This window comes from uncultured Rhodospira sp., assembly GCF_937138205.1.
Lineage (GTDB): Bacteria > Pseudomonadota > Alphaproteobacteria > Rhodospirillales > Rhodospirillaceae > Rhodospira.
On the sequence record NZ_CAKZOT010000028.1, the window covers coordinates 17605 to 31408 of the forward strand.

At 66.8% G+C, this 13804-nt stretch carries 8 protein-coding genes and 1 pseudogene; 8 read left to right on the plus strand and 1 reads right to left on the minus strand.

The features are described from left to right. Positions 1-364: 364 nt before the first annotated feature. Both Q0309_RS02875 and Q0309_RS02880 read left to right on the plus strand, forming a co-directional pair. Positions 365-5605: an AAA family ATPase gene (locus tag Q0309_RS02875; RefSeq protein WP_299437255.1), complete on the plus strand. Its 5241-nt coding sequence runs from the start codon at positions 365-367 to the stop codon at positions 5603-5605. Between the two features lie 90 nt (positions 5606-5695). Further along, positions 5696-6493, plus strand: a complete 798-nt coding sequence (locus Q0309_RS02880) for a transposase (RefSeq protein WP_299437257.1) — start codon at positions 5696-5698, stop codon at positions 6491-6493. A 449-nt stretch (positions 6494-6942) separates the two neighbouring features. Here the strand turns inward: Q0309_RS02880 and Q0309_RS18560 are convergent. Then, positions 6943-7257 (minus strand): annotated as a pseudogene (locus Q0309_RS18560) (glycosyltransferase family A protein); the annotation flags it as partial. Positions 7258-8238: 981 nt separating this feature from the next. On the opposite strand from Q0309_RS18560, the gene lexA reads away from it, so the two are divergent. The 6 genes from lexA to Q0309_RS02910 all read left to right on the plus strand — a co-directional run bounded on the left by lexA (position 8239) and on the right by Q0309_RS02910 (position 13798). Next, a complete protein-coding gene (gene lexA / locus Q0309_RS02885) occupies positions 8239-8967 on the plus strand; it encodes a transcriptional repressor LexA (protein WP_299437259.1) in 729 nt (242 codons plus the stop codon). A gap of 678 nt (positions 8968-9645) precedes the next feature. Next, complete coding sequence (locus Q0309_RS02890; RefSeq protein WP_299437261.1) at positions 9646-10845, plus strand: DUF2336 domain-containing protein; 1200 nt, start codon at positions 9646-9648, stop codon at positions 10843-10845. 280 nt (positions 10846-11125) lie between these two features. Next, on the plus strand, positions 11126-12001 hold the full coding sequence (locus Q0309_RS02895) for a LuxR C-terminal-related transcriptional regulator (protein ID WP_299437263.1): 876 nt from the start codon (positions 11126-11128) through the stop codon (positions 11999-12001). A 479-nt stretch (positions 12002-12480) separates the two neighbouring features. Next, positions 12481-12813 carry a hypothetical protein gene (locus tag Q0309_RS02900; RefSeq protein WP_299437265.1) on the plus strand — a complete coding sequence of 111 codons (333 nt, stop codon included), beginning with the start codon at positions 12481-12483 and terminating at the stop codon, positions 12811-12813. A 187-nt stretch (positions 12814-13000) separates the two neighbouring features. Further along, on the plus strand, positions 13001-13255 hold the full coding sequence (locus Q0309_RS02905; RefSeq protein ID WP_299437267.1) for a DUF1127 domain-containing protein: 255 nt from the start codon (positions 13001-13003) through the stop codon (positions 13253-13255). Positions 13256-13480: 225 nt separating this feature from the next. Beyond that, on the plus strand, positions 13481-13798 hold the full coding sequence (locus Q0309_RS02910) for a hypothetical protein (protein WP_299437269.1): 318 nt from the start codon (positions 13481-13483) through the stop codon (positions 13796-13798). The last annotated feature ends 6 nt before the right edge of the window (positions 13799-13804 follow it).

Here is a 13804-nt window from a genome sequence, read left to right on the forward strand (position 1 = left end):
TTCGACGATCGGAATGCCAATACGATCAAAGGGAAATATCGTTTCTTTGTCCCCGAACCCATGAACCATAGGGAGGCGTATTTAAATATTGCATTTTGTGGTGTTTATCCTATTATAGATTTTCTGTCAAGGGGCACGGAACAGATTCGTCGGCAAGGTGCTGTTGAATGGTATTGCCGCGAGGCGGCACCCGGGCTCGGCCTTTCAATCGTCAGTCCGTCGCCCCGCGGCGACGGAAGGTGAACGGTGAAACCAGCAGTCGACAATTGAATACGGCGCCGATTCTCGTGCCTGGGGACGTGACTCCCCGAATTGGCCGGCAAAGCATTTAGGCGATTCCGATTTGATCTTGTTGGAGGGGGCAGTGGGTGACGTCCGGGTCTTCATTTCATCCCCAGGGGATGCACAGGCGGAACGCGCCCGCATTGAGAGGGCAATCGATCGACTAAACGGCCTGATAGGGGGCTCCGTCCGCCTCAAGGCGATCCGTTGGGAATCGGGCTACTACACGGCGGCCAGCACCTTCCAGACCCAGATTCCGGAAGCGGCGGAGTGCGACATCGTCCTGGCGGTTCTGCGCCACCGACTGGGGACGCCGCTGCCCGAGGACTTCAAGCGGATGTCGGACGGCGCGCCATATCCCAGCGGGACCGCCTACGAGATCCTCTCGGCGGTCCACACCAGCCAGCACAAAGGGACCCCCGACGTCTACGTGTTCCGCTACGCGCACCCACCCCAGGTGGGCAATATCGACGACACCGCGGCGCTGACCCAGACCCGGGAGGACTGGGAACGCCTGAAGGGGTTCTTCCAGTCCTGGTTCGAGACGGATACCGGTCAGTTCAAGGCTGCCTTCCATCGATATGACAGCGTCGACGTGTTGGAAGGTCAGGTGGAGGATCTCCTCCAAACCTGGGTCGAAGACCATCTGAACACGGGCCAGCTGGTCGAGTGGCCGATCCACCTCAAGGGCTCGCCTTTTCGAGGCCTTGCCGCGTTCGGCGCCCGGCACGCCGCCGTCTTCTTCGGTCGCCGGCGTGAAACCCTGCGCGCCGCCGAGGCGCTCAAGGATGCGGCGGACCGGGGCACACCGGCGCTCCTGCTGGTCGGCCCAAGTGGTTCCGGAAAATCCTCCCTGGCGCGCGCTGGACTGATCCCGCATCTGACCGCGCCGGGCGCGGTCTCGGACGTCGACCTGTGGCGGGTGGCCAGCCTCTGTCCGGGTGAACATCCCGACGGGCCCGTTGCGGCCCTGGCCGCGCGCCTGTTCACGGCCGAGCGGGATATGGAGCCGGACGATGAGGGCTGGCCGCGCGCCCTGCCGGAACTTGCCCACGGCGACTTCGCGACCCCGGACGCCCTTGCGGCGTTGCTCGCCGGCACGAACACCACTGCGGCAACAGGCCCCATCCTGGCCGCATTGGACCGCGTGGCAGAGGAAACCCGGCGCACGGAAGCGTTCGACAGGCCGGTCACCGTCCGCCTCTTGCTCCTCGTGGACCAGTTCGAGCAGCTTTTCGCCGACGCCGTGGATCAGGCAGACAGAACCGCGTTCACAACCCTGCTGCGGGCGCTTGTGGAGACGCGACGCGTCTGGGTGATCGGCACGCTGCGAGCCGACTACTATGAAGCCTTCATTGCCGACCCCAACCTGCTGCCCCTGAAGCGCGACGGCGCCCACGTCGATCTCCGTCCGCCCGGCATGGACGCGATGGCCGAGATCATCCGCGCCCCGGCACGGGCGGCCGCCCTCGTCTACGAGGTCGATGCCAAGGGTACCGGTCTCGACGAGCGGATTCTGGCCGAGGCCGATCGGCCCGACATGCTGCCCCTGGTCCAGTTCACGCTGAACCGGCTGTTCGAGGTCCGGAGCGAGGCGAGCGGCGAAATCCGGCTGACCCATGCCGCCTACGACGCCATGGGGGGGCTTGACGGGGCCATCAATCAGGAAGCCGACCGGGCCATCGCCAATCTCGGCGAGGCGGACCGGAAAACCTTGCCGCGCCTGCTCCGCCTGATGGTCGTGCCAGCCACCAACGCGGGCTCGGCCAGCGAGGCCTCGCGCCGCATGGCCGTGCGGCCGATCCCCTGGCGCACGGCCACGGGCGACCCGGCGCAACGCCGGCTCGTGGAGGCCTTGATCGAAGCGCGTATTCTGTATCTGTCCGGAAGCGGCCCAAAGGCGCACGTTCAGCTCGCGCACCAGCGCGTCCTGGAAAGCTGGGCGCTCGCACGCAAGATCGTCGCCGACAACGTGGACTTCTTCCGCATCCGCCAGGATGTGGAGGACGCCCGCGTCCGCTGGCAGACCAGCAACCGCCCCCGCGACCGCCTGATCCCCCCAGGCGTCGCGCTGGCCGAGGCGGAATCCCTCGCCGCCCGGTTCCAGGATGAGTTGACCGAGGACACGCGCGGCTTCATCCGCGCTTCGGGCCGGCGGGCGCGGCGGCGCCAGAGGCTCACCACCATGGCCGCGGCGGTCTTCGCGGGCGTCGCGGTGCTCGCCGCTTGGTCGTACATGCAGGCGGAAACCGCCCGGAATGAGGCGGCCGGCAACTACCAGATCGCCCTGAATGTGGTCGACGGCCTCGCCCTGGACATCATCGAGGGCCTGCAAACCAACTGGAGCGTCCCCGTCGAGGAGAAGCTTTACGTCGCCGACAGGATCGAGGGAAATCTCGGCGACCTCGTGGCGGAGGTTGAAGACGACCAGGTACTGAGGTTGCGGTACGCGGATGTCCTGGCGTCGACCGCATACATGCTTGCCCTCGTCGGTCATCACCGCGCGGCGGAAGACAGCGCGCAAAACGCCGCCCGACAATTGGCGACGATCGATCCGGACACCATCGACACACGCGGCTGGGACAAGGCCCGGCCGGCGGCGTTGACCCAGGCCCGGGTGAACGTCGCTTTGGCCTTGGGACGATGGCAGGCCTTCGATCAAGCCGCCGTGGAGCGCCATCTCCGCAGCGCAGAGGACAGCCTGGCCCGCCTGTCCGCCTCGGAGACGGAGGTCACGGCTTCCGACGTTGCAGAGCTCAGGGCATGGATGGACGATCTTCGGATCACCCTGATGATCGCCAGACGCGACACCCTGGCCTACCAGGAAGAGCATATGGCGGCGGTGGAGCGCCGCCGGGCCGACCTCGAACGGGCCCGCGACAATGGCGACACCCGCGCGGCACGCCTCATCGCCTTCCACCTTGCCAAGCTCGCCGTGGGCGATGCCGCCTTCGCGGCGGGAACCGGAGCGCGCGACTTCGAGGACCGGCACAAACGCGCGTCGGAGATTTCGGCGGAAGTGGCCTCGGTTTTCGTCGAGCCATCGGATCCGGCCCTCGTCTATATCGAGGCCAGCATGGACCTGACCCGGGCGGCGAACCTCGCCGAACGGGGTGGACAGGACGCCACAGCGTTGGCGACCCGCGCCATCCAGCGCTTGTTCGGCCTTGTCCAGCAGGATTTCCTGAACCTGGAATGGCGGCACATCCTGACCCACGCGCTGGGCCGGCGGGCACAGTGGGCGTCGGCGCATTCCAACGCGACCCTGTCGTTGGGCGACGCCCTGGCCGCGCGCCAGATCGCCCTGTCCAGTCTCAGGGACGGGGGTCTGACCCGCGATGTGTTCGCGACCGCGAACTGGGCGGACTACGTCACCGGCGCGCATCGCGCGGTGGGCAGCCAGGATGCCCGCGCCGCCTTCGCCCGCATTACCACGCGTGTCGACGGTTTGGCGGCCGACGGCGTGGACGATCCCGCCTTGGCGCGGTTCAAGTTCCTCGCGAAACAGGGGCTGGCGCGCCACCTGTTGAAACGGGCCGAGGCCGGACCCGCGCGAGCCGACGATGCGTCGAGGCGCCGTCTCCTGCTGGAGGCGAAGGAAGCGGCCATGGCCGCTCTCGACACCCTGCCAGACCGGCCGCCGGCCGACGGGACCGCCAGCTTGCCGACGGAGATCGACCGGCACGCCGCACTCACTGATTTGGTGCGAATCGCCGAACAAATGACGGAGACGCGCCTGCTTGACCAGGCGCTCGACGACGCCCTGCGGCAAAACGCAGTGCTGTTGTCCCTGACCGGCGGGGGCGCGGTTTGGCATCAGGACCGGGGCGCTTTGCGTGCGCGCCTGGCGGATACGCGCGCCGAACAGGACCGGTGGCAGGAGGCTGGGGAGGCCTATGCAAGGGCGGCGCGCGATTTCGCCAAGGCAATGGCCGCGGACGCCCCGACGGCGGCGCGGCTGCAGAACCTCTTGGCCTATGCCCAACGCGCGCTCAAAGCCCAGGCCAAGACAGGGGACTGGGCAGCCGCCAAGGCCCTGTTTGCCGAGGTCACGGAGATTTTGGACGGATTGGACACGCTTCCCGGCGATCCAAGGACCCGTTTCGACTCTTGGATCGCGTTGACCGAGGCCCTTGAAACAGCGGCGCCCTCTCCCTCCGCGTTTCAAGACACGATTGTCGATCTCCAGTCCCAGGCGGACCGCGTCACGACGCGCCTGCAGCGTCCGCCCACCGAGACGGACCCGGCGCACGGAAATCGAGCGCACGCCATCGATTTCCGCCCGTTGGACCTGCCAACCGCCGCCGGATCGAGCGCACAGGCCGGCGTCCCGGACGGCTCCATCGGCTGGGAGGCGCCGCCTCTCATGTCCGGGCCATGGACCACGCTGGTTGGCGCGGACTTCGAGACAGCCGTCGGCCATCTCAAGGCCATGCAGCATCATGTGCCTGGAGAGAACCGCCGGCAATACATCCGCATTCGGACCTTGCGTCTCCCGTTCTACCAGGACGCCCGGGTTCTCGAAGCTGAGTATCCGGGACCGGATGGTCGCATCCTGTCCCTGGGGGCTTTGCGGGCGAAAGGCGTCACCCGTCTTCTGGACGGCACGGAACTGTACATTGTTGCCGCCAACAGCAGCGGCCTGGAGATCGATACCCACTCGCTGGCGGCTGGGTACCTTAAGTTCCGACAAGCCTACACGGCCCCGCACGGCAGCGGACCGCCCGACCGCATTGTCGAGAGCCTGGCCGATCTACACCTGCAGCCGGGCGTCGATCCGAGCACGCGGGAGCGGATCGGGGCCTTGATCCGCCCTCTGGCGGTCTGGCGCGATCCGGATGCGCCCGGGGGATGGCGGGCCACGGCGGCCGTTCTGCGGGGCAACACACTGCTCCACGCGGCATTTCGTCTCGATCAAGCGGGCACCGTCACCATGACCGAGCATCGGGTCGTGGCCTCGGGGCTGCTTGTCCGCCGGCGCTGGTTCAGCACGGACGGTTCGCTGGTGACCGACAGACCGCACGGTCTCGACGTTCGCGCGCTCGATCTTCCGGACGTCCAGGCGGAACCGCGCATTTTGTTGCGCTTGGCGGAGGGCAATGACGCGGCGACATCGCTCGGCGCGGTCACGCTCATCGACATGGCGATGGCACACGCCAAGCTGGCCACGGAGCACGGGGAGATGACCCAGGCCGCCTATGCGGGCGAATTGGCGCGGGCCGCCCGCACCCTGCGAGACCAGGATCGCCCGCAGGTGGCTGAACGCTATGAACGGGAGTTGAGGGCCCTCTCGGCGTCGACCTCCGGCGAACAGGCTGAATAATACCGCCCATCGAAAAGGTGGACCGTTCTTGCTGGCCGTCCATCACACCGCGGCTCGAGATCCCTCGGCTCGCTTAGGGCGGATCGCGTTGTGGGGCGCCGTCACGCCCATGGCGTCCTGGAGACCGCCGTCATCCTTTCCGACGATGCCGGGCAGTTCAATGTCGGCGAGCACGCGTCGTGCTGGGTCCACGCCGAGCGGCTGGTTCACAAGCTCGACACCTTCACCGAGGCGGCCCGCCACGCCAAGGAAACGGTTCGGTCCCTGATCTGGCGGTTCTACACCGACCTGAAGGCCTACCGCGCCGCGCCCATGCCGCGCCGCAAGGCCGAACTGAAGGCCCGGTTCGCGCGCATCTTCAGGCGCCGAACCGGGTTCGTCACCCTGGGTCGCCTGCTGGCCCGACTGCGGGCCAACAGGGACGAACTCCTGCGCGTCCTGGATCGGCCGGAGATCCCGCTGCACACCAACGGCTCGGAAAACGACATCCGCTGCCATGTGACCCGCCGCAAGGTCAGCGCCACCACCCACAGCGACCACGGGCGAGACTGCCGTGACGCCTTCCTCGGCCTGAACAAGACCTGCCGCAAGCTCGGCGTCTCGTTCTGGGATGACCTCCACACGCGACTGGGATCCGATACGCTACGGACCGCAGCCGGGCGCGGGTGTCGGGCGCCGAGGCCATGCGCCGCACGCACCGGACAGCGGCCCACGCCGACGGGCTATTTTCCGCCCGACCGGATCAACGCCCGGGCCGCATCCCACACGCCGCGCGGCTCCGCCGTCAGCATCCCCGGCCACTCCATCACGGCCTGCGCCAGCATCCCCAGCGCCAGGCTGCGCGGCGCGCCGGCGCGGCGTTTGGCCACGGCCAGGGCGCGGCGGTGACGGGCGCGCGCCTTGTCCCGTCCGGTCGACGCGGCCGGATCGAGCGCGGCCGCGCGCTGCCACAGCCGGTCCCACGCGCCTATGGACGGCAGCGGCAGCGCCGCGGTCATCACCGGCGCCTCAGGCGGGAGAGACGCCTGCCCCAGCCTGAACACGGACCGCGGGCTGGCCTTCAGCGCACGTAGAATCCAGTCCTCGATCATCGTTTCCGGCTGGGTCTCGTCGAAGCCGCCGACCATCTCCCACGCGGTCCGGGTCATCGCCAGCGGCGCCCCGTGTGTGGCGGCGATTCCGTCCATCAACGCCGCCGGGGTCAGCGGGGCGACCGCCTCGTCGCCCGGATCGTGCCCGACCATCGCCGCCACGGTATCCGTCCGCCGCTCCAGAAGGTCCCAGCGCGTGCTCGCGATCGCCGGGGGAACGCAGGTTCCCGGCACGACGAAGGCCAGCACCGCGCCGCGCGCCAGCGTCGCGCCGGCGTTCAGGGCGGTGGTGACGGTCAGGCCCTCCGCGTGGTGCGGCCGCACGGTCGGGTCAAGGCGGACAAAGTCCCGGATGACCGCGCTGCACGCCGGCCCGAGGCCCGTATCGACGACGATCACCTCGTGCGACGGCCTGGTGATGGCCAGCATCGAGGTCAGCGTCTCGCGCAAGGCGCCGGGATCGGCCGAGCCCGCCACAATGAGGGAGACGACCGGTGTGTCGGGACCGGGTCCTCCGGGACCGCTTCCCGGATCGCCGAACAGTGGAAAGGGCATGTGCATGGCGCCGCTCCTCGGGCAGATCGGCCCAGGCGGCGTCCCGGCTCGCGCGGGAGCGCGCGTCGGGCAGACCGTCAGGGGGAATGTGTTTCCCGAATAATGGCAAGTCGTGTGCCAACTGAAAAGGGGGGCTGTGCCGGCCGGACAAAAGATATATAGAATGGAGGTCGGATCGAGTTCGAGGTGTCGGCGCAAAGCAGTGCGCGGTCTGTTTTCGGCGGAGACTAACGGTCTGATCGACTTCCCGCTGCTTCCTTGTGTACTTTCTAGATTGTCCGTTGCGTATGTTTAATAATATGCCGGCCTTTTATTGGCTGGCGCGCGGGCCAGAGCGCGAGGAGGCGCCTCTTGTCGCAAGTGATCTTTGCTATAACAAATCCTGTTGTACAGTACCCGTTGGGCAATCCGGCGGCACGCCCGTCACCCCGACCATGCCATTTTGCGAAACACCCAAACGGCCCCCGGGATTTCGGCCTTTCTGACATCGGCGCGCGGTCAAAATGACCGATCGCCGAGATCGCTGAACGACACGTGCCGCACCCAAAGACCGCGTACCGGCCGACCGAAGCGTTGCGTCTTTGCCATGCGACGTGCGCCTTGGCGTCGGCGGCGTTCCATCTCCCCGGTGACGCTTCGCGTTGCGACTTGAAAGACCCGCTCGGCCGAATGGCCGCGCGTGTTGCGATCTCATCACAGGGTGGGGGCGAGAACTTTTGTCATCTTGTTTCCTTTGCCCCGCTGCCGGAACTAAAGTAGAACGAATGGAGGCGGAACGCGGGCGTTCGCCCTTGACGGGGATCACCCGCCGCCGGGGTAACGGGCCGGGGTGACGGTCCGTGACCAGGAACGACGAGCGAACCGATGGGATCGGCGGTGCTCTGGGTGGAAGGCGCGCGGGCAGGCCCTGGGCCGGTCCGCTCAGAGGGAACAACAACAGCGACCGACGACACGCGCAATGGACGCCGGCGCAAGGGGCATAACGGCATGTTGACGCGCAAGCAGCACGAACTCTTGGTCTTTCTCGACGAGCGTCTGAGTACCACCGGAGTCGCGCCAAGCTTCGACGAGATGAAGGACGCGCTTGGTCTGCGCTCGAAGTCGGGCATCCACCGGCTGATCTCGGCACTGGAGGAACGCGGGTTTATCCGCCGCCTGCCCCACCGGGCGCGTGCCCTGGAGATCCTGCGCCGGCCGGGCGAGGCCGCCGAACCTGCCGTCGCCGAGTCGCGCCCGCCGGAGCCGGCGGTGCATGGCCACTTTGACCCAAAGGTCATCCGGGGCGATTTCAGTGGCCACAGCCTGCCGAGTGCCACGGTCCGCGAGGCCATCGACGCCGTGCACCTGCCGCTGTTGGGCAAGATCGCCGCCGGTACACCCATCGCCGCCCTGTCCGATGCTTCCAACCTGATCGAGGTGCCCGCCGGGCTGCTGGGGCGGGGCGATCACTATGCCTTGCAAGTGGATGGCGATTCGATGATCGATGCCGGCATCCTGGACGGCGACACGGTGCTGATCCGCAGTTGCGATATGGCCGACTCCGGCGCCATCGTGGTCGCGTTGGTGGACGATCACGAGGCAACCCTCAAGCGCCTGCGCCGCAAGGGCCAGTCGATCGCCCTGGAGCCCGCGAATCCGGCGTACCGGACGCAGGTGCTGCCAGCGGACAGGGTCAAGGTGCAGGGGCGCCTGGTGGGCCTGATGCGGCAGTATTAGAGCAGATCGTGAACACTCTGAATCACCTCGTGTTTCAGAGTGTTCACGTGAGTGTGCTCTAAATCGAATATTTGGGGCGGATTCACGTGTCCCATTTACCCTGCCGAGCGGGTCAAATGGGACGCGATCCGCCCTAGACCTGTGCACCATTGCCGGCCTGGACGCGGCGTGACGCGGCAAGGGGCGGAGGCGGAGGCGGACCCGCTCAGGGAAGCAGGTCCCGGAGGGGAGCGGCCCTGGCAGATCGGTCGCCGCAAGTCCGCCGCCGTATGGTATAGTGCCGTGACTGACCCTATGTCGTTCCTTGGTCGCAATCACCGACCCGTGTCGGGCAAGTGATCAACAGGGCGCCGGACGAGGGGGTCGGGAGCGCGGCAGCCTGCGTTCGCATTCCACGGTGTGAGCCGACCGTGGTTGGTCACGGATGATCGCTGCGCGGCGTGGCCCGCTTGCACTCCGGACTCCGGCCGGGGCGTGGGCGGGTCTCGGCATGGGCCGGTCCGGTGCAATGAAACCGACGGAGCAGGTCTCCCTCTACCATCGCGGGGCCGGCCTATGAAAGGCGCGTTTGGCGAGGGGCATTGCCGGAAAAGCGGGCATCAACCAACTGCTCGAGTCGAACTTGGTGGTCATTTGTGCGACGTGGCGGTATAATGATCCAGTTGGTGAGTGTGGGCGATGACGGATCAGGGGGACAACGACGTGTACGGAAACAGTGCCCCGTCGGCCAAGAACCCGAGCGCTTCGCTTGGGGAAACCGGGCAATTTGACACCCGGCATCTGCTGGAACTGGCACGCCAGCGATCGCAGGAGTCGCGCGAGTCGCTGGCCTCCTTCATGATGGATTTGTTGGACGGGCGTCCCGGCACGCTGTCCGACAGCGAACGCTCGCTGATGAGCGACATCCTGCGCACCATCATTTTCACGGTGGAGCGGTCGATCCGCGACCGCCTGGTCAGTGTCTTGGCCGACATCAAGGGCTGCCCCCATGACCTGATCTGGTTCCTGGCCAACGAACCGATCGAGATCGCCTATCCCATCCTCCTGCGCAGTAAAGTGTTGCGCGACGAGGATCTCATCGAACTGATCAAGCACAAGGCGATTGAGCATCGGTTAACGATCGCCAAACGGGCCAATCTTTCCGAGACCGTGTCGGACACCATCGCGCACATCGGCGAGTCCGAAGTCATTGTCGAAATGCTGCGCAACGAGACGGCGGCCATCGCCGAGGCGACGCTGGCCTACCTGGTGGAGCGGTCGCGAACGGAACGGACGTTCCACGAGCCCCTGGTCAAACGGCCAGAAATGACCACTGAGTTGGCGCAGAAGCTGTACCACTGGGTTTCCGCCGCGTTGCGCCAGTACATCCTGGCGAACTGGGCGGTTCCCGCCGCGACCATCGACGAAAGCCTGGAAACCGTTCTGGAAGACACGGCGATCCTCAAGGACGAGGACGGCGTCGAGGTGCGGGCGGATGCCTTAGCGCAGGCGGTGGTGGGTGATCGGGACCGCCTCAAGCGGCTGGTCATTTCTTCGATGGCCGTGGGCGATATTCGTCTGGTCGTCTCGCTGATCAGCACGTCCCTTGGCCTGCGCAAGGTACTGGTGCGCCGCGTTCTGGTCGAACGCACCAGCGAATCGCTGGCCATCGTGTGCCGGGCCTTGGGTATGACCTGCCGCGAGTTCCTGGATTTCAGTGCCGCCGCCGCGCGCCTGAAGGCCCACGCGTCCGGCCGCTTGGACGAAGACCCCGCGACCCTGTCCGACTTTTTCGACCGCGTCAGCGAGGAAACGGCCCTGTCCGTGATCTCTCACTGGTGTCGTCAACCGGGCTTTCTTGGCGCCGTGCGCGACCTGGAGGCGTGGCGGAATGACTGAGGTGCTTCGGTATTCCGATATCGGGCAAGCAAAATGGACTGAACCTCACGACGTTCGTTACCTCGCCCTGACGACGATCCTTCCGTACATTGTCTGGGAAACCGATCCCCAGGACAGGGTGCGGTTTATCTCAAGCCTTTCTTTGGAAGTGCTGCAGCGGCACCCCTCGGAACTGATCGGCGAAGCGTTCAGTTCTGTGTTCGAGGATCGGTCCTGGACCCTGAACGCGCATTTACGACGGGCCGGCAGGGTGCCGACGGGCGAGGGCCCCTTGAGCCCGATGCATCAAGCTCGGACCGTTCGCGGCACGCCCCTTTACTGCCGGGTCGAAGGCCGGCGCTGCTTCAATCCAAGCACGGGCCAGTTGATCGGCAAGATCGGAATCGCGGAATTCGAACCACAGGAGACCATGCGCCGGGCCGTTGCCGGCGGCTTGGCCGACGCCCTGTCCAAGGGGTTGCTGGGCGTCGTCCTGGTGGACGGGCAGGGCACGGTTCGGTTCGCCAACCCGGTGTTCCTGCGTGCGGTTGGCGCGGATGACGCCCCGCCGGTCGGGCGCCGGCTGTCGGAATACCTTCAGATGCCGTCGCCCTGCACGCCCACGGAGTCAGGCAAGGGCGTCTGGCACAGGATGCAGACCGTCGTGAAGCGGGATGGGATCCCGCATCCCCTGGTGGCCGTGTTCAGCGTCCTTCGGGGTGAGCGGGGCTGCCAACTGGTGATCCTGGTGGACGAACATGCGCGCCACCTGGCCGCCTCCCTGCTCAATGACGCGGACGGAGCCGACGCCGTTCTTTTTGAGTACGCGGAATCGCTGCTCGCCGGGTTCGACGATCTGTGGACGGAGGTCATTGGCCTCCTGGAGGGCGCTCCGACCGCCACGGGCCAAGCGACGGCTTCGTCCGCCGGGGGCGACCCTGCGCACGAGGCGGACGCCGAAGTCCCGAACGATGTGCTGACGACCCTGACCGGCCGGCAGGCCCAGGTGCTCCAGCTTCTGGCCTGCGGTCACACCAACAAGGAAATCGGCCGCGAGCTCGGTATTTCCGAGGCGACGGTCAAGACCCATGTCCGGTCGCTCATGGATGCCCTGGGCGCCGGCAACCGAACGTCCGCCGCGGCGCTCGCCTCCCGTTACTTCCCCCCGAATTCCTAGTGCATTGATCCAGACAAAAGATGCAACGCACATCATTTGCCTGGATCGAAAATGCACTAGATTCCGCCCTAACTATTCGATTCAGAGTTTTCACGTGAATCTGCTCTAGAGTCTTTCTTCTAGAGAGCCGCACCGGCGCGCCTCGGTATCGTCGCGCGCTGACTCTTTGGCGCGAGCGATACGACGCGCGGCTGGCGGCGCGTCGGACGACTGCATTGCGTCCCCGCATAGTCTCGACTGGTAGGGCTCCCCCTTGAAAATGGAACGGGACAGGATTCCATTTCCGTGCAATGTGCTCTATCGTGCGGGTGCTTCGAAACCCAACGCGTCATTTCGGTTGAGTCTTGATCCCTTCCGTGAGGTTGCCCTGTGGGTCGATTGAAATCCTCTTGCCGGGCGCCCGGATGGAGACGCAGGACGAAAGCGCCAAGACCCAACGGACGTGATCCGAGATCCTCGGCGGCGAAAGGCCCATCGCCATGGCGAAAGAAATGCGTCGGATTCTGTTGTCCGAGGCGGAATTTACGGATGCACTGCGGCGCTTCGTCCGGGCGCGGGATCAGGTGTTTCATGGGGCGGCCCTGCAGACCAGCCGCGTGACGAGCGCGGATCCGCTTGAGGTCGAGGTCGTCGTGCAGCATAGGGACCGCCAGGAACAGGTTATGACGCTGAGCGCGACGCTGCTCGCGGCGGCGGTCATCCGCTTTTGCATGGAACAGCGCATCCCCTTGCCGCGCGCCGCCGAAAAGTCGGTCCGGCGTGTATCGGGGGGCGTTGCCCTGGACATGCAGATCGACCTGTCGCCGGGCTGACGCGCCCACCCCACGGCGCCCCCTGCCCGGGACGCGCGGCACGGGACCGTCGCCAACGCCCAAGGCCGAATTCGGCTCATGCCTGGGCGGAGAACTCCTCGTTTGTGGCCTGGACGGCCGTGATCCACCTTGGTGGCATGGGCCGGCGCCTTTCGCGCCCGCCGACCGACCGCAAGGAGATCGCGCGATGACCCACGCCACGTGTTCCGTTCCACCCCGGATCGCGCCCGCCTCGACGGCGTTGCCGCGCGCGGTGTCGGCCAGCCGGCACGCCACCATGCAATCGGCCGCGGCCGGCCTGGCACGCTTGGTCGTGGCTTGGCGCCACCGCGCCCGCTCGCGCGCCCAGCTCCAGGCCATGGACGACCGCATGTTGCGCGACATCGGCCTCGATCATCTGAGCGCCTGGGACGAGGCCCGCAAGCCGTTCTGGGTGCCGTAAGGGCGACCAAGGGGATCGCGGCGACCGCGACCGACCGGACTCGGGGGGTGCTTGGCGCCCCCCGTTTGCGTGTGCGCGCTCCCCTTGGTCGGCGCGGCGCGGACACGCCCGCCGCCAAGCGGATGAGTCCGGTCATGCGTCTGCTCACGGGCATGGTCTTGGCCACACCGACCGATTACACTCGGGGCCGGTTGACCCCTCCGGATCGCAGGAGCGCCGCCCGCCATGACCGCGTCGCCAGGGCCTGTCCCGCCCGAGTCCGATCCCGTCCCGTCGTCAAGCGAGACCAAGCAGCTCGCCGCGCTGCTGCCGCGCGACCACGCCGTCGACGTGCGGCTGTCCATTCCCGTGTTCGGGCGCCGATACTACTTCGTGGTGCTGGCCGGCACCGAACTGCGCAGCGCCGCGCGCCGCGCCCGCGAGCGCACGTTGCATCCCCTGCTGACCCTGGGCAACGTGCTGTTCCTGGGTGGCGTGGTCGCCGCCATCTATGCGTTCAGCCTGGTGGTGCTGGTGGTCCTGAACGGAATGACGGCCGGGTAGGGACGG